A 24,918-nucleotide genomic window follows, 5' to 3' on the forward strand; every position below is an offset into this window, starting at 1 on the left:
GTCAGCAATCCGCGATGATTCCCACGATCCGTTCGAGTTCGCTGGTGGACAGGGCAGGATAGATCGGCAGGCAGAGCACCTTCAGCGCGGCGCTGGCGGCCACCGGCAGGTTACTGCGATCGGCGGACGGCAAGCCCCGGTACATCGGGAAATCCGAGATCAGCGGATAGAAGTAGCGGCGCGCATAGATGTCGTTGTCGCGAAACTTCTGGTACAGCGCATCGCGGCTGAGCGGGTAGTCGGCCTCGACCAGAATCGGGAAATACGCGTAATTGGCGACCTTCTCGCCCGCGTCGGGCAGACAGCGAATGCCCGGGATGTCGCGCAGCATCGTGCGGTAAAGCGTATCGATCGCCTTGCGGCGGGCGAGGGCTTCGTCGATGTGCCGCAACTGCAGCAGCCCGAACGCCGCGTTGATTTCGCTCATCTTGCCGTTGATGCCCGGTGCGACGACGGTCACTTCATCGACGTAGCCGAAATTCTTCAGGTGGTCGATGCGCTGCTTGGTCTTCGCATCGGGGCAGATGATCGCGCCGCCTTCGAACGTGTTGAACACCTTCGTCGCGTGGAAGCTGAGGATCGACAGGTCGCCGTGCTGCAGCACGCTGCCGCGCTCGTTCTGCACGCCGAACGCATGGGCGGCGTCGTAGATCACCTTGAGGTTGTAGTTGTCGGCGATCTTCTGGATCGCGTCCACGTCGCACGGATGCCCGTAGCAGTGAACCGGCATGATGGCCGTGGTCTGCGGCGTGATGGCCGCCTCGATCTTGGCCGGGTCGAGGTTGAGCGTGTCGGGCGCGACGTCCACGAACACCGGCTTGATGCCGTTCCAGAGCAGCGAATGGGCCGTCGCCACGAACGAATAGGGCGTCGTGATCACCTCGCCGGTGATGCGCAGCGCCTGCAGCGCGGTCACGAGCGCCAGCGTCCCGTTGGTGAACAGGGCCAGATGCTGCACGCCCAGATAGTCGCACAACGCCTTTTCCAGCTGCTGATGGAACGGGCCCCCGTTCGTGAGCACCTTGCTGTCCCAGATCTTCTCCAGGTACGGCACGAATTCGTCCAGCGGCGCGAGATGCGGCTGGGTGACATAAATGCGCTCATCGGCCTGCCGCGGAATGGCGCTGAGTGGGAGGCTGGCGGTCATGCTTTCCTCGACGCAGTACGGATGTTCAAATTTCGGCGGTCGCGGCGACGGGCTGTTCCGCGCGCGTGTTGGCCGGATGGTCGTCAGGCAGGGTCGCGTCGAACGAAATGGCGGGTTCGCCCGCGCACCAGCGCCGCCACATGATCCGCAGCGCGTTCGACACTTCGGCGGCGATGATCTCCGGATGGAGCATCGCCGACTGGACGCAGCGCTCGCGCAAGCCGGCTCTCAATTCGGCGAGCGCGGGAAGGTCGTTTGCCCACCGCAGGCCGATCTGAACGAATTCGTCCTTGTCTTGCGCGATGAACTCGTCCAGCCCCACCTGCGGCAGCCCGGTTGCGCCGCCCCGGCTTGCAACCGTCGGCCCCGGCAGCGTGAGGGTCGGCACGCCCATCCACAGCGCGTGCAGCGTCGTGCTGCCGCCGGCGTACGGGAACGTGTCCAGGCAGATGTCGACATGATGGTGCTGCTGCATGTAGACGGTCAGCGAGGCGCGGGGGCGGAAGTCGAGCCGATCGAGCGCGATGCCCTCGGCGGCGAACCAGTCGGCGAGCCCGCCATTGCTGCCGTCCTCAGGCATGCCGCCAACCAGCATGCGCGAGGTGGGCAGCGCCCGCAGCAGTTGCGCCCACAACGCGATGACGTCCGGGTGCACCTTGTTGAGGCGGTTGAAACTGCCGAATGTCACATAGCCGTTATGCAGCGCGGGCAGCAGGTTGACCGGCGGCGCGACGGGGGGCGGCTGGAACGGTGCGACCGCGGACAGCCGCACGATTTTCTCGGTGAACTGATCCTCGTACGACCGGGAGGGCACCAGGAACCGGTCCGCCAGGTAGTAGTCGACGGCCTGCAGGCCCGTCGTGCCCGGATAGCCGATCCAGCTCGCCTGAAGCGGCGCGGGCTTGCGGGCGAACGTCAGCAGGCGATTGCGGGCAGTGTGTCCCGACAGATCGATCAGGATGTCGATGCCGTCCGCGCGGATCTTCTGCGCCAGCGCCTCGTCGCTCAACCCCCACACCGCATCCCAGGTCGTCGCGTATCCGCGTATCCGCTGCGTGATCTGGTCTTCACGCGTGAAGTTGTAATAGATATGGATCGACAGCCGCTCGTCGCTCGCGAGGTGAGCGAACACCGGCTCGATGAAGATCGCGACTGCGTGGTGAAACAGGTCGGCGGAGATGAAGCCGACGCGCAGCTTGCGCTCCGGATCGCGATCGTTGGCGTACTTCGGCCACGACGCGCGCAGCGGCGCTTCGCAATGCCGCCCGAAATTGCAATGCTGGTCGAACAGCGCGGCCGCGTCGATGTCGCGGTTGTGGTTCAGGCAGAACAGAATGTTGTGATGCGCGAACGCATTGTCCGGCTGAATGTCGAGCGCGCGCCTGAAGCAGCCTTCGGCGTCCAGTGTCCGGCCCTGATCCAGATAGATGACGCCCAGCGTGTTGTGCATCTCGCTGACCTTGGGCTGCAGCTCGACGGCGCGGAGGCAACATGCTTCGGCATCCTTGAGCCGCCGTTCGGCCTGCAGGCACAACCCGAGAATACGGTGCGGCTCGGCGAATTCCGGGTTGACCTTCATCAGCTGCAGCGCGATGGTCTCGGCTTCCTTGAACTGGCCTTTCAATCGCAGGATGTCGGCCAGGATCGCGCCCGCCTGCACGTCCTCGGGGACGAGATCAATCGCGGTTCGCAGCGGCACGGCGGCGTCGTCGAACTGTCCGATGGCATGCAGCGCCAGCCCCAATACCCGCCAGCCCATCGGGTGCGCGGGGAAGCGTTTCGTCATCGAGCGCGCAATCGAAATGGCCTGGGAGATGCGTCCGCTGTTGAACAGCACCACGACTTCCTGCATTTGCTTCTGGCTCGGTGCCTTGCCGAGTGCCCGCAGCGCGCCCTTGCCCGTCGCGGGCGTGTTCGGGGCGGCATCTGCCGGTGCGGCGTCCGCCGGCCCGGGCTGGGCCGGCGCCGCGATCGAACTGGTCGGCGCCGTCGGCGCAGCCACTCCGGTCTGTGCCATCAGGTGAATCAGCGTATCGACCGCCGGCCCCTTGATCCCCCGTTGCTGCGCCATCCCCAGCATGATCCAGGCAGCCTCGTGCTGTCCCGCGCGCCGCAATGCGTCGATATAGCTTCCCCAATACTGGCCCTGGTCGGGTTTCAGGCCCACCACGGTTTCAAGGAACGGCAGCGCGCCCTCGAACTGCCCGCGCTGCATGCAGAGCAGGCCGAGGTTGTAGTTGGCGTCGCAGTGGTGCGGGCGGACGTCCAGCAGGGTTCGATAGAGTGATTCCGCGTTGTCGAGCGCGCCATTGTGATGCTCGGCGATCGCGCTTTGCAGCACGAGCTGCAGGTCCTGCTCGAGCTGGACGTCATCGGGCAAAGCGGTAGGGTCAGACGGTAACGGCGGCTGCGTCATGGAGTCGGTACACAAATGGCATTGTTGGGGGATTATGCGTTCGGCGGGATAGCGCCGAAGGTGCGAGATGAGGCGTAAATCCCCGCCTGTTTGATGAATCGGCGATGCGGCCGGCAGAGGGGCGCATCGCCCGAAGGCACGCGCGTCGGCGGGCTCCGGCGGGCGGTTCCGCGCGGCGCGACGAGGGACAGATCGTCGTCGATGTCTGCGCCGCGTTCCCCGGTCATCCGCGACGAACAAAAAAAACGCCCGCGTGAAGCGGGCGTGAGTCGAACGAGCGCACCCTGACTTCGGCGCGTGAGTTTTATTGTCTTGTGCAGCGGAGCATCCGTCGCGCCCCGCCCGATTCAGATCGTCGCGATCTGCTGATACTGGCTGGCGGCGTTGGTGCGTCCCAGCGCGTCGTGGTATTCGGCCTGCAGTTCCGTCATCGTCGACTGCGCGTTCGCCAGCACGGCCGCGTCGCTCGCCTGGATCCTGCGGACGGCGTCGAGAATGGCGGGTTCCTGCGTGGCCGCCAGCGACGCGAACAGCGCCGAGCGCGCCTCGGTGAGACGCGCGGCCTCGGGCCAGTCGGCCATCGTGCTCGCGTGCTCGATGGCCTGTGTGAGCGACAGCAGGCGTTCCGTCAACGTGGTCTGGTTCATCGCGAGTGGCCCCTTGCCGATCAGCCCTTGTTGGCGGACATCGCGCCCTGGCTGTTCGAGCCGCCGAACAGTTGCGTCAGGTACTGCTGGTTGTTGTTCATCGTCGCCATCAGCGTGTTGAGCGCGGTGAACTGGGCCTGATACTGGCTCGTGAGCTGCTTGGCATACGCCGACAGCGTGGTCTGCTGCGTCGAGATGCTCGTCAGGTCCTTGTTGAGCGCGGTGGTGCGGGCCGCGATGAGGCCGGTCGAGCTGGTGTACGCCGTGATGTCCGTGTTGAGGCGCGCTGCGACGCCCGTGCCGGACGCGAACAGCGTCGCGACGGTGGTCGGGTTGTTCTGCAAGGCGGAGTTCAGCTTCGTCGAATCCGTTTGCAGCGTGCCGTCAGCCTGCAGCGTGATGCCGATCGATGCGAGGCTGGTGTTCGTGCCGCCGTTCCGCACGCCGTTGCTGACAACCGAGCTGAGCGTATTGCGGATCGTGTTGAGCGTCGAATCGCCGAGCAGCGGCCCTTGCGCGCTGGCGGACTGCGTCTTGTCGAACGACGAGAGCGAGCTCATCGTCGTGACGAGCGTGTTGTACAGGCTCACGAAATTGTTGATCGCGGTGGCTTGGGACGTCGTGTCTTTCGCGACGGTCACCGTCTGGGTCTGGGCCGGCGTGGTGACCGCGGCGGCCGTCAGGTTCAGCGTCACGCCGGCGATCGCGGACGTGACCGTGTTGCTCGCGCTGGTGACGGCGACGTTGCCGACCGTGAACGACGCGTCCTGCGCGCCGGTGTTCTGCGTCCATGCGTTCGCGCCCGCGCCCGCCGACGTGATCGTCGAGGCGTTCGTGCCGGAGCCGGCGGTCGAGGTGACGCCGAGGTTCGACAGGCCGTTGTTGTTTTGCAGGTTGCTGACCGAGACGCTGATCGCGTTGGCGGCGCCGGTGGCGGTCGAGTTCAGCACGAGGTGGGCGGCGCCGCCCGTGCCGGTGACGATGGTCGCGGTCACGCCCGGGTTGCCGCTTGCGGAGTTGATCGCCGACGCGATGCCCGACAGCGTGTTGTTGGTCGAGTCGATCGTCACGTTCATCGACTTGCCGCCGACGGAAACGGCGAGCGTGCCCGTGCCGAGCTGGGTCGTTGCGCTGGCGAAGGTGCCGGAGGTCAGCGATTGCGCGGTCGCGATCTGCGAGACGGTGACCGAATAGCTGCCTGCAACGGCGCCGGTGCCGGCCGTCGCGGTCAGGCCGGTGCCGCTGGCCGTCGCGGAGAATTTGGACAGCATCGTGCCGTCCGACAGCGACGAGAGGCTGGCCTGCAGTGCCGACAGCCCTGCGCTCAGCGTGCCGAGCGCGGAAATCTGGGTGTTGTCCGAGGTTTGCTTCGCGGTCAGGGTCGACGCCTGGCCTGCGGTTTTTGCATTGACGAGTGCCGTCACCAGCGAGTTGACATCCATCGACGAATTGCCGGTCGAGCCGCTGATGATCGATTGTGCAGCCTGCTGAAGCGCGGAACTGGCGCTCGCGGACGTGGAAGCGGTCGAGACGCCGGTCGTGGATATCGTGGACATGGAGAGGCCCCGTTCGTTTGGGAATCTTTACGGTATGTCGCCGGTTGGCGAGTCGCGAGCGGCGCGAGCCGCCCGCGAGGTAAACGTCGCGCTCCGCGCGCGGCGTGAAGCGTGCCGTGCGCGGAGCGTTGCCGGGTGACGACTTAACCCAGCAGCTTCAGCACTTGCTGCGGCAGCGAGTTCGCTTGCGCGAGCACCGAGATGCCAGCTTGCTGCAGCACTTGCGCCTTCGACAGGTTAGCCGTTTCTTGCGCGAAGTTGGCGTCCTGGATTTGCGATTGCGCTTGCGACAGGTTGGTCGACTGAGCTTGCTGCGTCGTGGCGATTGCCGTGAAACGGTTCTGCACCGCGCCGAGCTGCGCCTGGATGTTGTTCACCGAGGCCAGCGCATTGTCGATCGTTTCGATCGCCTGGTTCGCGCTGGTCGACGACGTCACGCTGACGTTTGCAACCGTCGACAGCTGGTTGTTGTTGTTGACGTTCGCGAAGTTGCTCGCCGGTGCCGCGGCTTTCCACGAGAGCTGGAAGCCCGTGGTCCCCGCTGCTGCTGCCGCGGTTTGGAACAGGGCGCCAGAGGCGCCCGCCGTCAGTGCGGTGCCGTTCTGGTCGAAGTACGAATACCCGTTGTTGCCGTCGGACTTGACCGTGATCGACGTAATCGCGCCTGCGGTATTCGCCGGCACGTCGGCGCCGTTTGTAGCGGAAACGGAGATGCCCTGGATCGTGCCAAGGACGACGCCCGTTGCTGCAGGCGCATTCGCATTGGCCGCCGAGATCGCGGTAATTTGTTTTGCCGGGTCGAGCGGGCTATTGGCGACTGCCGACAGCGTCATCGAGCCGTTTGCACCGCCGGTCGTCGGCGAGAACAGGGCTGCCGTAGCGGTCGACGACAGAACCTGGTTGTTCTGGTCGGTGTACGAGAAGCCGCCCTTGCCGTCTGCCAGCACGTTGATCTGCGTGATCGCCGGCGTCGTGCCTGCTGCTGCAGCCGAACCGGTCGCCGTCAGGCTCAGGCCCGAGAACGAACCCAGCACGTTGCCCGCTTGCGCGAAGCCGCCGCCGAGCGATGCTGCCGACAGGCTTTGCGTCAGGTTCAGGCTCATCGACTGGCCGACGTTCGCGCCGACCTGGAAGTTCACCACGCCTGCCGAACCGTCGAGAATGTTCTTGCCGTTGTACGTCGTTTGCGACGCGATACGGTTCACTTCAGAGATCTGTTGCGTAACTTCTTGCTGCAGTGCTGCCTGGTCGCTCGACGACAGCGAGCCGCTCGACGCTTGCACGGCCAGCTGGCGGATACGCTGCAGGCTGTTGGTCAGCGACGACAGGCCGCTCGATGCGGTCTGGATCATCGACACGCCGTCGTTTGCGTTCGACACGCCCTGGTTCAGGCCGTTGACCTGCGACTGCATCCGGCTCGCAATCGCCAGACCTGCTGCGTCATCCGCTGCGCTGTTGATGCGCTTGCCCGACGACAGGCGGGTGATTGCTTGCGACAGCGCGCCTTGCGAGCCGTTCAGGTTCTGTTGTGCGACCAGCGAGTTGATGTTGCTATTGATTCCGAGCATGGAAAAATCTCCTAAGTAAGCCGAAAGCGCTTAACTCATAAAAGCCGTGATTGGCATCGGCGGAAGCACTCGTTCATTGCTGGCCGCCTCAGAGCAGGATTTCGGCGCACGGAAACAAAACTTGAGGAAATTTCCAAGATTCGGCCCGATTTTTGTTAAGCAGGGTCAGATTGACGCATGCGCCCCCGCCGGAGGGGCGTGTCGGGCGGCCCGGCGCGCGATCGCGAAGGAAAAGTGGTAAACTGGTAGGCGAGGCCGTGTTTACCTGATAACATGGCGGGCTGAATTGAGATTTCTGTCACGCCGTAGCCGGTTTCGGCATGTCTGCTGGCAGTCAAACGCGGCGCTGCACGCGGGTTGTGAAGCGTTTTGCGGTGCTTTCCGCCTCTCTTTTCCGGCCTCCGAGGCCGTATTTCCGCTCGTTTCGCCTGTTGTGGGAACGCCCGGATGGCCGGTGCGTGGCGCTTGGCCGCTACGTTTTGACCGTATAAGCAATTTAGGAACGACATGACGACGATTCTTCTGAAGGAAAACGAGCCGTTCGAAGTGGCGATTCGCCGCTTTCGTCGCGCTATCGAAAAAAATGGCCTGATCGCTGAGCTGCGTGAGCGCCAGTCTTACGAAAAGCCGACTGCTGTTCGCAAGCGCAAGAAGGCTGCTGCTGTGAAGCGCCTGCACAAGCGCCTGCGCAGCCAGATGCTGCCGAAGAAGCTCCACTAAGCTTCCCCGGTTCGCCGCGAAACGGCGGAGCGTGCTTCGAAAGAAGCCGCTCCGCCGTTTTGCTTTTGGGGCGCGTATTTCGGAGTGCGCCCAAAAAATGCGCGCCCTCCTGATTACGGCGCGCCGTGCGCGGCGGCGGGCTGCTTGCCGCCGAGCGCCGCGCAGCGCGTGTGGCACGGGCAGCCGACTTCGTGGTCGTTCACCATGCCGGTCGCCTGCATCAGCGCATAGCAGATCGTCGAGCCGACGAACTTGCAGCCGTATGCCTTGAGCGCCTTGCTCAGCGCATCGGAGCGCTCGGTCGAGGCCGGCGCGTCGCGATAGGAGCGCCATGCGTTCTGGATCGGCTCGTGGTCGACGAACGACCACAGGAACCGGGCGAGCGAGCCGTGCTCGTCGCGGATGCGCTGCACCGCCCGGGCGTTCGCGACGGCCGCCGCCACCTTGGCGCGATTGCGGACGATGCCCGGATCGAGCAGCAGCGCTTCGATGCGCTGCGGCGTGAAGCGCGCGACGGCGTCGACGTCGAAATTGGCGAATGCGGCGCGGTAGCCTTCACGCTTGTTCAGGATCGTCGACCACGACAGCCCTGCCTGGGCGCCTTCGAGGATCAGCATCTCGAACAGATGGCGATCGTCGTGCGACGGCACGCCCCATTCGGTATCGTGATAGTGCGCGTCCGCTTCCGTCCTGACCCAGTTGCACCGCTGCTGCGACATCGTGTTCCTCGTGTGTTGTCCCGACCGGTTCGCGCCAGCATAGCGGAACCCCCTGCGGGGGCAAAGCCGGCCAAACGGCAGATGGGCGCGCGGCACCGATCCGGGTAAGCTTGGCGCCTGTTCGAATTGGCAGGATGAAGGCATGACGGAAACACGCTATGTGATCGGCATCGACGGCGGCGGCACCGGCACGCGCGCGGTGCTTGCGGATCTGCAGGGCCGCGAGCTGGCGCAGGGGCGTGCCGGCCCGTCCGGTCTGGGCCTCGGCATCGAGCGCGCGTGGGCCGCGATCGGCGCGGCATGCGCGGACGCGTTCGCGCGCGCGGGCCTCGCGTTCGACTGGTCGCGCTGCGCGCTCGGCTGCGGGCTGGCGGGCGTCAATCACGCGGCGTGGCTCGCCGCGTTCCGCGCGCAGGCGCCGCTCGGCACGCTCGCGGTCGAAAGCGATGCCTATACGACCGTGGTCGGCGCGCATGGTGGCGCGCCGGGGCTGATCGTCGCGCTCGGCACCGGCAGCATCGCCGCGGTGCTCGATGCGGCGGGCGAGTGCCGCATCGCCGGCGGCTACGGCTTTCCGTCGGGCGACGAGGCGAGCGGCGCGTGGCTCGGCATGCGCGCGCTGGCTTACGCGCAGCAGGCGCTCGACGGCCGTGTGCCGCGCGATGCGCTGGCGGATGCGCTGCTCGACGAAACCGGCGCGCCGGACCGCAACACGCTCGTGCAGTGGTCGTGCGAAGCGAACCAGACGGCCTATGCGCGCCTCGCGCCGATGGTTTTCGCGCATCGCGCGCATCCGTTCGCGCACGCGCTGATCGCGCAGGCGGGCGACGAGATCGGCAAGATGATCGACGCGCTCGATCCGCGGCACGCATTGCCGGTCGCGCTGTGCGGCGGGCTCGCCGACGCGCTCGCGCCGGCGCTGCCTGAGCGTCACGCGGCGCGGTTGCGCGCGCCGCTGGAGGATTCCGCGCACGGTGCGTTGCGCCTGGCGTTGCGGGTGGCGGCGGAAGGCCGGTGACAGGGCAAGCGGTGAGACAGGCGGTGACGGGCGGTGAGACGGGCGGCACGCCAGGCGAAATGACCCGTCGGCGCGGCGAATTGCGGCCAGTCTGGCCACGGCGGGCAGCCGCAGGCCCCCGGCGCCGTCCGGCGCGCGCATATAAAATGCTGCCTTTGCGCCGCAGGCCAGCCTTTTTCCCCGCCCCATGTACAGCGTCATCGCCACCGATCTCGACGGCACCTTGCTCAACGGCGAGCACCAGCTCGATCCCTACACGATCGAGACGGTGCGCCGCCTCGACCGCGACGGACTGCAATTCATCATCGCGACGGGCCGGCACTACGCGGACGTGACCGGCATCCGGGACGTGCTCGGCATCCGGCCGTACCTGATCACGTCGAACGGCGCGCGTGTCCACGCGCCGGACGACACGATGATCCATGCGCAGGACATCGAGCCGGCAATCGTGCGGCGCATCGTGCAGCCGGACGTCGCAGGCCCGCACGGCCGCGTGATCGTCAACCTGTTCGCCGATCACGGCTGGCTGATCGACCGCGATGCCCCGCATCTGCTCGATTTCCACCGGGATTCCGGTTTCGGCTACGACGTGATCGACATGGCGTCGCACGGTGGCTCGGACATCGCGAAGGTGCTGTACATCGGCGAGCCGGCGGATCTGGCGGCGGTCGCCGCGCGGCTCGGCGCGCTGTTCGGCGATGCGCTCTACGTCACGTACTCGTTGCCCGACTGCCTGGAAGTGATGGCCGCGAATGTGTCGAAAGGTTGCGCGCTGCGGGCGGTGCTCGAGCGCCTCGGCGTCGGGCGCGACCGTTGCATCGCGTTCGGCGACAACATGAACGACGTCGACCTGCTCGAAACGGCGGGGCACGCGTTCATGATGCATAACGCGAATCCGGACCTGATCGCCCGTTTGCCGCACATTCCCCGGATCGGCAACCACTTCGACGCGGGTGTCGCCCGGCACCTGCGCGCGCTGTTCGGGCTGGAAGACGGCTGCGCCGGCCAATGAAAAACGGGCGCCAGCGGCGCCCGTCGAAGAAATCCGCCTCTGTCTTGTTAGACAGCGAGAGGCTCGCTGCTCCTTGCTCGCTTGACCCCGTGGTGGTTTTTTCGCATGAGCGAGCGAATGGCCGGCAATGCCGGCCTCAGGCCCCGTCGCGCCCCGCCATGAGCGGATGCACGACCCCCGCAATTGCCGCACTGGCCGCCGGTGCAAGCCGGAAGTTGCCGAATGCTTCCGCTGCACGACGCCGTGAAAGCCTCATGGATCGTCTCGTTCAATGTCCACGCGTGCCGGTTGCGGCGTCCGGATTCACGGTGTGTTACCCGGTCGGTCTGGATTATAGGAAACGAATTGGGGTGACAAGAGTCAACGATTGTTAAATTTGAATGGCCGAGACTCCCCTTTTAATTAGAATAAGTCCGCATTCTTGAAACTTGCGTTCCGGTTAACAATACGAACATTTACTGCCATGTACAGGGTGCCGGTGCGGATTGCGTAACCGATTCCTTGTGTCTAGGCTGGAATTGCCGGGGCTGAATCTTCAAACAGGGAGCTGAAATGTCTCAATATGCGAAAATCAAGGCGCAGATTGCCGAATTGCAGGCTCAGGCTGACGACGTGCGACGCCAGGAAGTCGCCGCAGTGATTGCAGACGTGCAACGCATGATCGCCGAGTACGGGCTGACCGCGGAGGATCTGGGGTTCGCCGAGCGTGTGCGCCGCGGCCGTCCGCCGAAAAAGGCGCCGCTGCCGCCGAAATACCGCGACCCGAAGACGGGAAGCACCTGGAGCGGACGGGGCAAACCGCCGAATTGGATCGCCGGGAAAAACCGCGACCGTTTTCTGATTGCATAACCGAATCGGCAATAGCCGCAGAGAGCCGCCTGAATTGCGCGGCTCTTTTCCTTTTCCGGATGGATTTCCGGCGCGATTTTCGCGCCATCCGCCATCTGTGCCCGCGGCAATGCCGATCGGCATGCGCGGCGTTTCGTCTATTTCCTCGTGGCGTCGCGCCGTGGCCGTCGCCGTCGCGTTGACGCGCGGGCCGAAGCGGAGGCGATCGCGTCGAGGTTCGTCACGGCAGGCCGCAGCGGCGGTCCACCCGGGATTTCCGGCACACGAATGGAGGCGTCCACGGACACGCGCGCCGGGCCGCGTCGCCCGGGCACCGCTTTAGCGCTTTGCGATCCATGATCGGGACCGGTCCTGCCGATTTGAGGCTTTTTTCCGACACTTGGCCCCGGTTTCGCGGTGAAATACGCTTGCGTGCGGGTAGCGGCGGGTGGTTCAAAAAATGACACGAATAGGGGTATTGTTGCGTATTCGTGAAAACCCCATATAATTTCCCGTTTTTCGTATTGTCCCTTTCTTTTGCCTGCCTCTTTGGCGCGCTTTCGCCGCCCTTTCCCTACACTCTCCTTTCAATTTTCCTTGTAGGAAAAACTCCTACACGGTTTACAGACAAATCTTGCGTTGAGCGCGCCACTTCGCTGATACCCGCATAAAAACCGTTTGGCCAAAATTCGTTGTAAGACTATAAACGTGCCGATTGCGCGTCGTGAGCCGTGCAACCGAGCAAACGTTTTCATAACACCAAAGGCCTGGGAAAAATTTACGGGGTAGTCATGAGCGCCACCAGCGAAATGCTCAATGAGATCAAAGAGGTCAATCTGTCGTACCTCTTGCTCGCCCAGCGGCTGCTGCGCGAGGACAAAGCGATGGGAATGTTCCGCATGGGGATTTCCGAAGAACTGGCCGACGTGCTGGCCAGCCTCACTCTCGCGCAGACGGTGAAGCTCGCGGCATCGAACCAGATGCTGTGCCGCTTTCGCTTCGACGATCACACGCTGCTTGCGTCGCTCGCCGACAAGGGTCGCAGTGCCGTAGTCACGCAAGCCCATTCCGCGATCCTGATGGCCGGCCAACCGGTCGAAGGCATCCGTTAAATCCTGTCGCCAGGCGTCTTTTCCGGCGCGCGCACGCGCCGGTTGCGGCGTGCCGGCGTCAGCGACCGACATCGAGAAGTGAACGGTTAACACTATGGCAACCAAGAGCGTCGTGGTCGAGGTGAAGGAAATCACCCTCGCCATCGAACTGATCGAGCTGGGCGCCCGGCTGCAGTTGCTGGAGGCAGAGACGAGCCTGTCGCGCGACCGCCTGATCAAGCTGTACAAGGAGCTCAAGGGGGCGTCGCCGCCCAAGGGCATGCTGCCGTTCTCGACCGACTGGTTCATGACGTGGCAGCCGAACATCCACTCGTCGCTGTTCTACAACATCTACCGGTTCATGCAGGACCACGGCCGGTGCGAGCCGATCCAGTCGATCGTGAAGGCATACCGGTTGTACCTGGAGCACGTCGACCTGTCCGGCGACGAAGCGGTGCTGAGCCTGACGCGCGCATGGACGCTCGTGCGCTTCTTTGATTCCGGGATGCTGCAGATGACGCCGTGCACGCGCTGCGGCGGGCATTTCGTCGCCCACGCGCATGATCCGCATCAAGGTTTCGTCTGTGGTCTGTGCCAGCCGCCGTCGCGCGCCGGCAAGACGCGCAAGGCCGCTGCGGCGCAGGCCGGGCAGGCGGCGCTTGCCCTGTGAGCGGCGGCTCGATCGCGCACGCGTGCATTCTTCTGCGGATTGATGGTTAACACCGCCCGGCGGCATCGCCGCGGGCGCCAAAGTTTTCCTGTCGACTGCCGTAAACCACTTAACGGCGGCCTCCCCGCCGGTCTTTCGTGAGGGACAGGCAGTGCTGATTCTGGTGGGAGTACTCGTGACGATGTTGTCGGTCTTCGGCGGCTATGCGCTGGAAGGCGGGCATCTGGGCGCATTGATCCAGCCGGTCGAGATGCTGATGATCGTCGGCGCGGGCGTGGGCGCATTCATCCTCGGCAACGGCATCAAGACCATCAAGGCGACGCTGGGCACGCTGCCGACGCTCTTCAAGGGCTCCAAGTACACGAAGGACCTTTACATGGAGCTGATGGGGCTCCTGTACGTGCTGCTCGCCAAGGCGCGCAAGGAAGGCACGCTGACGCTCGAAGCCGACATCGACGATCCGGAAAAGAGCCCGATCTTCACCCAGTACCCGATGATCCTCTCGGACAAGCACATCGTCGAATTCCTCACCGACTACCTGCGGCTGATGGTGGGCGGCAACATGAATGCGTTCGAAATCGAAAGCCTGATGGACGAGGAAATCGAGACGCACCACACGGAAGGCGAGGGCCCCGTGCATGCGCTGACGCGCGTCGGCGACGGGCTGCCGGCGTTCGGTATCGTCGCAGCGGTGATGGGCGTCGTGCATACGATGGCCTCCGCCGACAAGCCGCCCGCGGTGCTCGGCGAGATGATTGCGCAGGCCATGGTCGGCACCTTCCTCGGCATTCTGCTGGCGTACGGCCTGGTCGGGCCGCTCGCGAGCCTCGCCGAGCAGCGCGTCGCCGAGTCGACCAAGATGTTCCAGTGCATCAAGGTGACGATCCTCGCGAGCCTGAACGGCTACGCGCCGGCGATCGCCGTCGAGTTCGGCCGCAAGGTGCTGTTCTCGACCGAGCGTCCGTCGTTCGCGGAGCTCGAAGAGCACGTGCGCCGGGTCAAGGCGAAATAACGCGGAGCGCGAAGCATGAGCAAGAGCAAGGACCGCGCGATCATCGTCAAGCGGGTGGCCCCCCAGAAGCAGGGTCACCATGGAGGCGCATGGAAACTCGCGTACGCGGACTTCATGACCGCGATGATGGCGTTCTTCCTGCTGATGTGGCTGCTCAGTTCGGCCACGTCAGTGCAGCTCAAGGGCATTGCCGCCTACTTCAACACGCCGTTGAAGGTCGCGCTGTTCGGCAGCGGCGACCGCAACTCGACCGACTCGAGCATCGTGCCGGGCGGCGGGCGCGACCTGTCGTCGATGGATGCCGGCACGACGCGCCGAACCGATGGCTCGACGAACCTCGCGGATCGCACGGCGAAGCAGAACGATGAGGACGCGCGCTCGCAGGCGCAGGGTTCGATCGACCGGCTCGAGCAGGCGCGCCTGCACGACCTGCAGATCAAGCTGATCTCGGCGATCGAGGCGAATCCGACGCTGCGCCAGTTCAAGCAGCAGATCCGCATCGACTCGACGCTGATGGGTCTGCGCATCGAGATCGTCGATACGCAGAAGCGGCCGATGTTCGCGATGTCGAGCGACGCGGTCGAGCCGTACATGCGCGACATCCTGCGCGAGATCGGCAAGACGCTCAACGACGTGCCGAACCGCATCATCGTCCAGGGTCACACCGACGCCGTGCCGTACGCGGGCGGCGAGGGCGGCTACAGCAACTGGGAACTGTCGGCGGACCGCGCCAACGCGTCGCGCCGCGAGCTGGTCTCGGGCGGCATGGACGAGTCGAAGGTGCTGCGCGTGCTCGGCCTCGCATCAACGCAGAACCTGAACAAGGCCGACCCGCTCGATCCGGAAAACCGCCGGATCAGCGTGATCGTGCTGAATCGCAAGTCCGAAGACGCGCTGATGCGCGACGATGCGACGACGACCACGCTGTCGTCGGATGCGGCGGGCGCCAAGCTCGCGCAGCAGCTCGCTCCGAACCCGGCGGCCGCGCCCGCGCGCCCGGCGCTCGCAGGCTCCGCCGTGGCGCTACCCGCGGCCAGCGTGCCCAAACCCTGACGCCCCGAGACAGACATGATCAGAACCATTCTCGCCATCGACGACTCCGCGACCATGCGTGCGCTGCTGCAGGCGACGCTCGCGCAGGCGGGCTACGACGTGACCGTCGCGGCCGACGGCGAAATCGGCCTCGACATCGCGTCGTCGGCGGATTTCGACCTCGTGCTGACCGATCACCACATGCCGGTCAAGAGCGGTCTGGACGTGATCGCTGCGCTGCGCGTGCGTCCCGCTTACGAGTCGACGCCGATCCTTGTGCTGACGACCGAGCGCAGCGACGCGTTCAAGGCGGCGGCACGCGAAGTGGGGGCCACCGGCTGGATCGAGAAACCGCTCGATCCAGAGGTGCTGATCGATCTGGTCGCGACGCTCTCCGCGCCGGCCGCCTCCTGAATTGAACGCGACGTTTTTACCCGGTGAACCGGCATGACTCTCGATATCACTCAGTTCTACCAGACCTTCTTCGACGAAGCGGACGAGTTGCTCGCGCAGATGGAACAGCTGCTGCTGAATCTGGACGTCGACGCGCCCGATCCCGAGGACCTGGCCGCGATCTTTCGCGCCGCGCACTCGATCAAGGGCGGTGCGGCAACGTTCGGCTTCTCCGCGCTCACCGAAACGACCCACATCCTCGAATCGCTGCTCGACCGCGCGCGCAACCATGAGCTGACGCTGACCAAGGAAATGGTCGACGCGTTCCTCGAAACCAAGGACGTGCTGTCGGACCAGCTCGCCGACTATCGCGCGAGTGCCGAACCGGATGCGGAAGAGGCTGCGGCGATCCGCGCGAAGCTCGAGCGCCTCAGGGCCGCGAGCGGCGGCGCCGCGCCGGCGCCTGCCGCGTCCGCTGCACCTGTCGCGCCTGCCGCACCGGCGCCCGCCGCCGTCAGCGCGCCCGCCGCGCCGGCGGCAGCCGCGAACGGCGCGCCGGATCACGTCGTCGATCAGGCGATGGAGGCGGTGCACCCGTCATCGGCCGCGCCCGCGCAACACGCGGCGGACGGCGCGCATCTGAAGATCACGCTGGTCGGCGTGGGCGAGAAGGATCAGGCGCTCCTCACCGAGGAGCTGGGCAATCTGGGCACCGTCGTCGGCCAGGAGAAATCGGGCGACGACCTGACGCTGTGGCTCGAATCGGACGTCTCGTCGGACGACATCGTCGCGGTGTGCTGCTTCGTGATCGACGAAAGCCAGATCCGGATCGGCCGCGGCACGGCGCCGGCCGCGTCCGCTGCGACGGATGCGCCCGCTCAGGCCGCGGCGCCGGCGGCAGCGCCGGAACCGGCCCCCGTGCCGGCACCCGCGCCCGCACCGGCGGAAGCCGCCGCGCCGCAGCCCGCGCACGATGCGGCGCATGATGCCGCGACGCAACCGGCGGCCGCCGCCAATCCGCATCACGAGGACCGGCGCGCGCGTCACGGCGCGCAGGCCGCATCGGGTGCCGAAGGCAGCTCGATCCGCGTCGGCGTCGAGAAGGTCGACCAGCTGATCAACCTGGTCGGCGAGCTGGTGATCACGCAGGCGATGCTCGCGGAAACGACGAGCACATTCGATCCGGCGCTGCATGACCGCCTCTTCAACGGCATGGCGCAGCTGGAGCGCAACGCGCGCGACCTGCAGGAAGCGGTGATGTCGATCCGGATGATGCCGATGGACTACGTGTTCAGCCGGTTCCCGCGCGTCGTGCGCGACCTCGCCGGCAAGCTCGGCAAGCAGGTCGAGCTGGTGACGCATGGCCAGGCGACCGAGCTGGACAAGAGCCTCATCGAACGGATCATCGATCCGCTCACGCACCTCGTGCGCAACAGCCTGGATCACGGCATCGAGACCGTCGACAAGCGGGTCGCGGCAGGCAAGGATGGGGTCGGCCAGCTGGTGCTGTCGGCCGCTCACCACGGTGGCAACATCGTGATCGAGGTCAGCGACGACGGCGCGGGCCTGAACCGCGAGAAGATTCTCGCGAAGGCCGCGAAGCAGGGGATGCAGATTTCCGAGAACGTCAGCGACGAGGAGGTCTGGAACCTGATCTTCGCACCGGGCTTCTCGACCGCGGAGAAAGTGACGGACGTGTCCGGCCGCGGCGTCGGCATGGACGTCGTCAAGCGCAACATCCAGTCGATGGGCGGTCACGTCGAGATCACGTCGTACGCGGGCAAGGGCACCACGACGCGCATCGTGCTGCCGCTCACGCTCGCGATCCTCGACGGGATGTCGGTGAAGATCGGCGGCGAGATCTTCATCCTGCCGCTGAACTTCGTGATGGAGTCGCTGCAGCCGGCCGCCGAAGACATCTACACGGTCGGCAACGGCGAGCGCGTCGTGCGCGTGCGCGGCGAATACCTGCCGCTGGTCGCGCTGCACGAGATTTTCTCGGTCGACGACGCGCGCACCGACCCGACGCAGGGCATCGTCACGATCATGGAGACGGAAGGCCGCCGATTCGCGATGCTGATCGACGAGCTGGTCGGCCAGCAGCAGGTGGTCGTGAAGAACCTCGAGACGAACTACCGCAAGGTCCACGGCATCTCGGCGGCGACGATTCTTGGCGACGGCAGCGTCGCGCTGATCGTCGACGTCGCGGCGCTGAACCGAGAAACCCGTGCGTCCCACGGCGTCACTTCCGGCGCCGAGCTCGCAATTTTATAACTCTTGCCATTCATCCGATTTGGGGGCAAACGTGTCTGCTGAAGTCCAACTGATCAATCCGGCCGCGGCGAACGCGGCAACGAGCCGCCGCGACGCGGAGCAGGGCGATGCGACGGGCCAGGAGTTTCTCGTCTTCACGCTCGGCGACGAAGAATACGGGATCGACATCCTGAAGGTGCAGGAGATTCGCGGCTACGACAGCGTGACGCGCATCGCGAACGCGCCTGATTTCATCAAGGGCGTGATCAACCTGCGCGGCATCATCGTGCCGATCGTCGACATGCGGATCAAGTTCCATCTCGGCCGCGTCGAGTACGACCACCAGACCGTCGTGATCATCCTGAACGTCGCACATCGCGTCGTCGGGATGGTGGTGGACGGCGTGTCGGACGTGCTGACGCTGACGGCCGACCAGATCATGCCCGCGCCGGAATTCGGCGCGACGCTGACGACCGAGTACCTGACCGGCCTCGGCACGGTCGACGGCCGGATGCTGATCCTGATGGACATCGAGAAGCTGATGACCAGCCGCGAGATGGCGCTGATCGAAACGCTCGGCATGTAAGCGCGCCGGGCGCCTGGACACAGATATTCGAGGGAATCTGCGATGTTGCACAACTGGTCGATCCGCACGGTGCTCACGGCGGTCTTGCTCATTTTCGTGGGCCTGGCCGCGACGGTCGGCGGGCTTGGCCTTTTCGCGCTCAACCAGGCAGGCCGCTCGCTCGACGCGATCGCGCACGTCGATCTGCCGGCGATCCGCGCCCTCGACGATACGTCGTCCTATCTGTTGCGCGCCCGCGTGTCGCTCGACCGTTTCCGCTCGCTGGCCGACGCAGGCAACGCCGACGAGGCGCAGAAGGTGCTCGCGCGCGCGCAGGAGCTGTATGCGAAGTCGGCGCAAAGCTGGCAGGCGTTCCAGTCGATGTCGAAGGGCGACGTCACCCCGGCGCTCGTCGACGATCTGGGCGCGCGCTATGCGTCGATCGTCAAGGACGGCGTCGAGCCTGAATTCGCGGCAGCGCGCGCGGGCGACATGGCGGCCTACCGGGCGATCGCCGACACGAAGATCAGCCCGCTGTTCGTGGCGTACGACGACGCGGCGGCTGCCGTCGCCGATGCGTTCCGCCAGCATGCCGAGTCGCGTCATGACGAGACCCAGTCACGCATCACGCTGATGGTTTCGTTGATCATCGCGGGCATCGCCGCCACGCTCGTGATGGTCGTGGTGGTCCGGTTCACGCTGCGCGGGCTGATCTCCAGGCCGCTCGCACAGGCCGCCGCGCACTTCGAGCGCCTCGCGGCGGGCGACCTCACCGAGCCAGTGCGGTTCGAGGGCACGAACGAGGTCGGCCGGCTGTTCCAGGGCATCAAGCGGATGCAGGACGCCGTCACCGCGATGGTGCAGGTGCTGCATGGCGGCTCGGAATCGATCGAAGTCGGCGCGCGCGAGATCGCGGCCGGCAACACCGACCTGTCGCAACGCACCGAGCAGCAGGCCGCGTCGCTGGAGGAAACGGCGTCCAGCATGGAAGAGCTGACGGGCACCGTGCGCCAGAACGCGGAAAACGCGCGGCAGGCCAGCCAGCTTGCCGTCAACGCATCGGAAATCGCGATGCAGGGCGGCGAGGTGGTCGGCCAGGTGGTGGTGACGATGCAGGACATCGCGACCAGCTCGGGCAAGGTCGTCGACATCATCGGCACGATCGAGGGTATCGCGTTCCAGACCAACATCCTTGCGCTGAACGCAGCCGTCGAGGCGGCGCGTGCGGGCGAGCAGGGCCGCGGCTTCGCGGTGGTCGCGGGCGAAGTGCGCTCGCTTGCGCAGCGCAGCGCGACGGCCGCGAAGGAAATCAAGCAGCTGATCGGCGATTCGGCCGAGAAGGTGCAAAGCGGCTCGGCGCTCGTCGAGCGCGCGGGCACGACGATGGACGAGATCGTTCAGGCGGTGCGCCGCGTGACCGACATCATGGGCGAGATCAGCGCCGCGTCGGAAGAGCAGTCGACCGGCATCGAGCAGGTCAATCGCGCGGTCGGCCAGATGGACGCGGTCACGCAACAGAACGCGGCGCTCGTCGAGCAGGCCGCCGCCGCCGCCGCGTCGCTCGAGGAGCAGACCCGGCAGCTGAAGGCGGTCATGGCGGGCTGGCGCGTCGTGGCCGGTGCCGCGCGCGCGACGGTACCCGTGAAGGCTGCGCCGGCTGTCGAACGCGCCGCGCCGGCACCGCAGCCGGTGAAGCACGCCGCGCCGGCCGCAAACGAGCCGAAGGCCCAGGCATCTGCCGCGCCGTCGGGCTATGCGCCGCGCCTCGCGAAACCGGCGGCCGCGCCGGATACGGCAAAGGCGAAGCCGAAGGCGTCGGCGCCTGCCGCGCCGGCAACCGCGAAGCCCGCGCTCGTGCGGCCTGCACCCGCCGCCGAGAAGGCGGCCGTCGCGGCGACGTCCGACGACGACTGGGAGACCTTTTAAGCCATGATGTCCGCGCGCGCTTCGCTTCACGTCGATCAACAGGACGCCCCGCCACGGGCGGGCGAGCCCGGCCGCGACTTCGCCTTCACGGCCGCCGACTTCGCGCGCATCCGCACGCTGATCCACCATCGTGCGGGGATCTCGCTGTCCGAACACAAGCGCGACATGGCATACAGCCGTCTCGCGCGGCGTCTGCGTGCGCGCGGGCTCGACACGTTCCGCGATTATCTCGACCTGCTCGAGCGGGAAGACGATCCGCTCGAATGGGAAGCGTTCACCAATGCGCTGACGACCAACCTCACCGCGTTCTTTCGCGAGGCGCACCATTTTCCGATCCTCGCGGAATTCGTGAAACGCCGCGAGCCGCCGGTCTCCGTCTGGTGTTCGGCGGCATCGACTGGTGAGGAACCCTACTCGATCGCCATCACCCTGATCGAGGCGCTCGGGGAATCGGCCGCGCGTCACGCGTCGATCCTCGCGACCGATCTGGACACGCAGGTGCTCGCGAAGGCCGAGGCCGGCATCTACACGTACGACCAGGTCAAGCACCTGTCGCCCGAGCGCCTCAAGCGCTTCTTCCTGAAAGGCACGGGGGCGCAGGCCGGGCGCGTGAAGGTGCGCCCGGAATTGCGCGCGATGATCCGCTTCCAGCAGCTCAACCTGACGGACGCCGATTACGGGATCGCGAAGCCGTTCGATGCGATCTTCTGCCGCAACGTGATGATCTACTTCGACAAGCCGACGCAGGGGCAGGTGCTGTCGCGCTTCGAGCCGCTCGTCAAGCCGGGCGGCTTGCTGTTCGCCGGCCATTCGGAGAATTTCTCGTACGTCACGCAGGCGTTCCGGCTGCGCGGCCAGACGGTCTACGAACTCACGCGCGATGCCGGGCAGGCCGCATCCGGACGTGCGCGTATGCGCGTCGGCGAGCCCGAGCGGGAGAGTGGCCGATGAGCGCGCTGCCGATCGCCACCAATCACTATTTCGACAGCCACTTCGGCCGCCCCGGCGTGAAGCTGCTGCCGAACGAGTTCTACACGACGGGCGACGACATCGTGCTGATGACCGTGCTCGGCTCGTGCGTCGCGGCGTGCCTGCACGATCCGTATGCGGGCATCGGCGGGATGAATCACTTCATGCTGCCCGACGACGGCACGGACCCGTCCGCCGCCGCGTCCGAGTCGATGCGCTACGGCGCATACGCGATGGAAGTGCTGATCAACGAACTGATCAAGGCCGGCGGCCGCCGCGAGCGCTTCGAAGCGAAGGTGTTCGGCGGCGCCGCGGTGCTGGCCGGCATGACGACGATCAACATCGGCGACCGCAACGCCGATTTCGTGCGCCGCTATCTGGCGCTCGAGCGGATTCGCATCACGGCCGAGGATTTGCAGGGCGTGCATCCGCGCAAGGTCGCGTTCATGCCGCATACCGGCCGCGCGATGGTGAAGAAGCTGCGTTTGCAGGTGGCCGGGGTCGCGGAGCGCGAGGCCGCGCTCGCGCACGCGGCCGACGAGTCGCGCGCCGCGCGGGCGCGGGCGCACGTCGAATTGTTCGGCGCGCCGGCGAAGCCGGCGCCGTCCCGGCCGCGGGTCGAGCTGTTCGGCGCGCGCGACGCGTCCGCCGCGAGCTCGAATGCCGGAAGCCCGTATGCCGGAAGCCCGTATGCCCAGAATGTATCGAGAAAGCAGGAGGCGTGACCGCAGTGCAGAAGATCAAAGTATTGTGCGTCGATGATTCGGCGTTGATCCGCAGCTTGATGACCGAGATCATCAACAGCCAGTCCGACATGGAAGTGTGCGCGACTGCGCCGGATCCGCTCGTTGCGCGCGATCTCATCAAGCAGCACAACCCCGACGTGCTCACGCTCGACGTCGAAATGCCGCGCATGGACGGCCTCGATTTTCTCGAGAAACTGATGCGCCTGCGGCCGATGCCGGTCGTGATGGTGTCGTCGCTGACCGAGCGCGGCTCGGAAATCACGCTGCGCGCGCTCGAACTGGGCGCCGTGGATTTCGTCACGAAGCCGCGCGTCGGCATTCGCGACGGCATGCTCGAATACTCGGAGAAGCTCGCCGACAAGATCCGCGCGGCGTCGCGCGCGCGCGTGCGGCAGGCGCCGCAGCCGCACGCGGCCGCGCGCACGGCCGCCAGCCACCCGGTCGCGCCGATGATCAACAACCCGCTCGTCAGTACCGAGAAGCTGATCATCATCGGCGCGTCGACGGGCGGCACCGAGGCGATCCGCGAGGTGCTGGAGCCGCTGCCGCCGGATGCGCCGGCCGTGCTGATCGCACAGCACATGCCCCCCGGCTTCACGAAATCGTTCGCGCAGCGGCTGAACGGCCTGTGCCGGATCGCCGTGAAGGAGGCCGAGCACGGCGAACGCGTGCTGCCCGGCCACGCGTACATCGCGCCGGGCCACGCGCACCTGCTGCTGGCGAGGAGCGGCGCGAACTACGTCGCGCACCTGTCGGACGAACCGCCGGTGAACCGGCACCGTCCGTCGGTCGACGTGCTGTTCCGCTCGGCGGCGACGCATGCCGGCAAGAACGCGATCGGCGTGATTCTCACCGGCATGGGCCGCGACGGCGCGGCCGGCCTGCTGGAGATGAAGCGCGCGGGCGCGTACACCTTTGCGCAGGACGAGGCGAGCTGCATCGTGTTCGGCATGCCGCGCGAGGCGATCGCGCTCGGCGGCGCGGACGAGGTGGTGGCGCTCGGCGACATGAGCCGCCGCGTGATGGCGCGTCTTGCGACAATGGGCGATCGCGTGCAGCGCGTATAGATGCGAGACGTGCGCCGTACTGCGCGCGTCTCTACAGAAACGAATCTGGAAAGGAATCAAGATGGACAAGAACATGAGAATCCTGGTGGTGGACGACTTCCCGACGATGCGCCGGATTGTCCGCAACCTGCTCAAGGAACTGGGCTACTCGAACGTCGACGAAGCCGAAGACGGCGCGGCGGGCCTCGCGCGCCTGCGCAGCGGCGGCTTCGAATTCGTCATCTCCGACTGGAACATGCCGAACCTCGACGGCCTCTCGATGCTGAAGGAAATCCGCGCGGACGCGGCGCTGTCGCACCTGCCGGTGCTGATGGTCACGGCCGAGTCGAAGAAGGAGAACATCATCGCGGCCGCGCAGGCGGGGGCGAGCGGCTACGTGGTGAAGCCCTTCACCGCGGCGACCCTCGACGAAAAGCTCGGCAAGATCCTCGAAAAGATGGCCAAGACCGGGAGCTGACGTGAACGAGCCGATCAACGCGGTACTGGCCACGGCGGCGCCGGCCGCCGACGATCACGCCGACACCGCTGATTTCGCGAGCGACCGCATCCTCGCGCGCATCGGGCAGTTGACGCGCACGCTGCGCGATTCGATGCGCGAGCTGGGACTCGACAAACAGGTCGAGCGTGCCGCGGAGGCGGTGCCCGACGCGCGCGACCGGCTGCGGTACGTGGTCGCGATGACCGAGCAGGCGGCCGAGCGCGTGCTGACCGCGATCGAGGTGACGAAGCCGGTGCAGGAGCGCCTGCAGCGCGAGGCCGAGGCGCTCGACGCGCGCTGGTCGCAGTGGTACGTGGCGCCGATCGAACGGCAGGAGGTGCGCGAGCTGATGGACGACACGCGCGCGTTCCTGCAGGGGCTGCCGGCGGCGACGGCCGCCACCAACGCGCAGCTGCTCGAGATCATGCTCGCGCAGGACTTCCAGGATCTGACCGGGCAGGTGATCAAGAAGATCATGGACATGGTCCACCTGATCGAGCAGCAACTGCTCGGCGTGCTGATCGAGAACATTGCGCCGGAGCGGCGCGAGCAGTTCGCGGCGACCGCGGCCTCGCTCGTGGCCGAGCATGCGACGAGCGCCACCGGCAGCCCGGAGTCGCTCCTCAACGGGCCGCAGATCAATCCCGAGGGCAAGGCCGACGTCGTGCAGGACCAGGCGCAGGTGGACGACCTGCTCGCGAGCCTCGGCTTCTGAACCGGCACGGGCGGCGCCCACGCATGCCGCCCGCGCAGTCGGCCCGCATCCGGGCCGGCTGCCCCGCCCGCTTCGCTTTCGCGAGCGCGGGCGGGCACGCTTCGTCCATTCGGGTTTTCCGGCGGGTGCCGCGTTCACCGGTTGACAGGCTTCGCAGGCATACTACGCTTCACAGGCAGCAGCACGTCTTTCGTTTGTCTTTTCGTCAAACAGGGCGGCGACGCGGGTTGTGTCGGTAGTGCCGTCAGGGTCGAGGCCAGTCCCGAGGAGGGAGCGTGGAAACGAAACGTCCGGGCCGGGCCGTCGCGCACGCGATGGCTGTCATGAGCGCGCTATGGAGCATTCACACGCAAGCTGAGCTGGGCGGCGG

At 66.1% G+C, this 24,918-nt stretch carries 23 protein-coding genes; 17 read left to right on the plus strand and 6 right to left on the minus strand.

The features are described 5' to 3' along the window. Position 1 precedes the first annotated feature (1 nt). The 5 genes from vioA to LIG30_RS00825 all read right to left on the minus strand — a co-directional run bounded on the left by vioA (position 2) and on the right by LIG30_RS00825 (position 7,334). A complete protein-coding gene (vioA, locus tag LIG30_RS00805) occupies positions 2–1,147 on the minus strand; it encodes a dTDP-4-amino-4,6-dideoxy-D-glucose aminotransferase VioA (RefSeq protein WP_038708794.1) in 1,146 nt (381 codons plus the stop codon). 25 nt (positions 1,148–1,172) lie between these two features. Beyond that, complete coding sequence (locus LIG30_RS00810; RefSeq protein WP_235510120.1) at positions 1,173–3,803, minus strand: tetratricopeptide repeat protein; 2,631 nt, start codon at positions 3,801–3,803, stop codon at positions 1,173–1,175. Positions 3,804–3,910: 107 nt separating this feature from the next. Continuing rightward, on the minus strand, positions 3,911–4,210 hold the full coding sequence (locus LIG30_RS00815; RefSeq protein ID WP_038708797.1) for a flagellar protein FliT: 300 nt from the start codon (positions 4,208–4,210) through the stop codon (positions 3,911–3,913). A gap of 20 nt (positions 4,211–4,230) precedes the next feature. Next, a complete protein-coding gene (fliD, locus tag LIG30_RS00820; protein WP_038708798.1) occupies positions 4,231–5,766 on the minus strand; it encodes a flagellar filament capping protein FliD in 1,536 nt (511 codons plus the stop codon). A 143-nt stretch (positions 5,767–5,909) separates the two neighbouring features. Then, complete coding sequence (locus tag LIG30_RS00825; RefSeq protein WP_038708800.1) at positions 5,910–7,334, minus strand: flagellin N-terminal helical domain-containing protein; 1,425 nt, start codon at positions 7,332–7,334, stop codon at positions 5,910–5,912. A 507-nt stretch (positions 7,335–7,841) separates the two neighbouring features. Between LIG30_RS00825 and rpsU the strand changes: the two genes are divergently transcribed. Further along, complete coding sequence (rpsU, locus tag LIG30_RS00830; protein ID WP_006401410.1) at positions 7,842–8,054, plus strand: 30S ribosomal protein S21; 213 nt, start codon at positions 7,842–7,844, stop codon at positions 8,052–8,054. 113 nt (positions 8,055–8,167) lie between these two features. Here rpsU and LIG30_RS00835 read toward each other — a convergent pair whose 3' ends face one another. Further along, a complete protein-coding gene (locus LIG30_RS00835) occupies positions 8,168–8,773 on the minus strand; it encodes a DNA-3-methyladenine glycosylase I (protein ID WP_038708801.1) in 606 nt (201 codons plus the stop codon). A gap of 142 nt (positions 8,774–8,915) precedes the next feature. Here LIG30_RS00835 and LIG30_RS00840 point away from each other — a divergent pair, with 142 nt between their 5' ends. From LIG30_RS00840 to cheZ, 16 genes are all read left to right on the plus strand, one after another. After that, entirely contained in the window at positions 8,916–9,791 is an 876-nt protein-coding gene (locus LIG30_RS00840; RefSeq protein WP_038708802.1) for a BadF/BadG/BcrA/BcrD ATPase family protein, read from the plus strand. 187 nt (positions 9,792–9,978) lie between these two features. Further along, positions 9,979–10,803: a Cof-type HAD-IIB family hydrolase gene (locus LIG30_RS00845; protein ID WP_038708803.1), complete on the plus strand. Its 825-nt coding sequence runs from the start codon at positions 9,979–9,981 to the stop codon at positions 10,801–10,803. A 552-nt stretch (positions 10,804–11,355) separates the two neighbouring features. Beyond that, the gene (locus LIG30_RS00850) at positions 11,356–11,652 is read left to right on the plus strand and encodes an H-NS histone family protein (RefSeq protein ID WP_038708804.1); all 297 of its coding nucleotides are present in this window, start codon (positions 11,356–11,358) and stop codon (positions 11,650–11,652) included. A gap of 770 nt (positions 11,653–12,422) precedes the next feature. Then, positions 12,423–12,743 (plus strand): flagellar transcriptional regulator FlhD, encoded by a 321-nt coding sequence (flhD, locus tag LIG30_RS00855; protein ID WP_038708806.1) that lies wholly within the window; start codon positions 12,423–12,425, stop codon positions 12,741–12,743. A 94-nt stretch (positions 12,744–12,837) separates the two neighbouring features. Then, a complete protein-coding gene (flhC, locus tag LIG30_RS00860) occupies positions 12,838–13,392 on the plus strand; it encodes a flagellar transcriptional regulator FlhC (RefSeq protein ID WP_038708808.1) in 555 nt (184 codons plus the stop codon). A gap of 151 nt (positions 13,393–13,543) precedes the next feature. Further along, entirely contained in the window at positions 13,544–14,404 is an 861-nt protein-coding gene (gene motA / locus LIG30_RS00865) for a flagellar motor stator protein MotA (RefSeq protein ID WP_038708809.1), read from the plus strand. 15 nt (positions 14,405–14,419) lie between these two features. After that, a complete protein-coding gene (gene motB / locus LIG30_RS00870; RefSeq protein ID WP_038708811.1) occupies positions 14,420–15,457 on the plus strand; it encodes a flagellar motor protein MotB in 1,038 nt (345 codons plus the stop codon). A 15-nt stretch (positions 15,458–15,472) separates the two neighbouring features. Next, on the plus strand, positions 15,473–15,850 hold the full coding sequence (locus LIG30_RS00875) for a response regulator (protein ID WP_038708812.1): 378 nt from the start codon (positions 15,473–15,475) through the stop codon (positions 15,848–15,850). A gap of 33 nt (positions 15,851–15,883) precedes the next feature. Further along, a complete protein-coding gene (cheA, locus tag LIG30_RS00880; RefSeq protein ID WP_038708813.1) occupies positions 15,884–18,103 on the plus strand; it encodes a chemotaxis protein CheA in 2,220 nt (739 codons plus the stop codon). Positions 18,104–18,152: 49 nt separating this feature from the next. Further along, positions 18,153–18,668 (plus strand): chemotaxis protein CheW, encoded by a 516-nt coding sequence (cheW, locus tag LIG30_RS00885; RefSeq protein WP_038708845.1) that lies wholly within the window; start codon positions 18,153–18,155, stop codon positions 18,666–18,668. 42 nt (positions 18,669–18,710) lie between these two features. Next, positions 18,711–20,573, plus strand: coding sequence for a methyl-accepting chemotaxis protein (locus tag LIG30_RS00890; protein WP_038708815.1), 1,863 nt, complete (start codon positions 18,711–18,713; stop codon positions 20,571–20,573). Positions 20,574–20,576: 3 nt separating this feature from the next. Next, entirely contained in the window at positions 20,577–21,524 is a 948-nt protein-coding gene (locus LIG30_RS00895) for a CheR family methyltransferase (protein ID WP_051994815.1), read from the plus strand. Beyond that, a complete protein-coding gene (gene cheD / locus LIG30_RS00900; protein ID WP_038708818.1) occupies positions 21,521–22,267 on the plus strand; it encodes a chemoreceptor glutamine deamidase CheD in 747 nt (248 codons plus the stop codon). Before LIG30_RS00895 ends, cheD begins: the two co-directional genes overlap by 4 nt. 5 nt (positions 22,268–22,272) lie before the next feature. After that, the gene (locus LIG30_RS00905; protein ID WP_038708849.1) at positions 22,273–23,355 is read left to right on the plus strand and encodes a protein-glutamate methylesterase/protein-glutamine glutaminase; all 1,083 of its coding nucleotides are present in this window, start codon (positions 22,273–22,275) and stop codon (positions 23,353–23,355) included. A 61-nt stretch (positions 23,356–23,416) separates the two neighbouring features. Beyond that, positions 23,417–23,812: a chemotaxis response regulator CheY gene (gene cheY / locus LIG30_RS00910; protein WP_038708819.1), complete on the plus strand. Its 396-nt coding sequence runs from the start codon at positions 23,417–23,419 to the stop codon at positions 23,810–23,812. A gap of 1 nt (position 23,813) precedes the next feature. Further along, positions 23,814–24,548, plus strand: a complete 735-nt coding sequence (gene cheZ, locus LIG30_RS00915) for a protein phosphatase CheZ (RefSeq protein WP_038708821.1) — start codon at positions 23,814–23,816, stop codon at positions 24,546–24,548. Positions 24,549–24,918: the final 370 nt, after the last annotated feature.

Origin of the sequence: Burkholderia sp. lig30, assembly GCF_000687455.2 — a bacterium.
Taxonomy (GTDB): Bacteria; Pseudomonadota; Gammaproteobacteria; order Burkholderiales; family Burkholderiaceae; genus Burkholderia.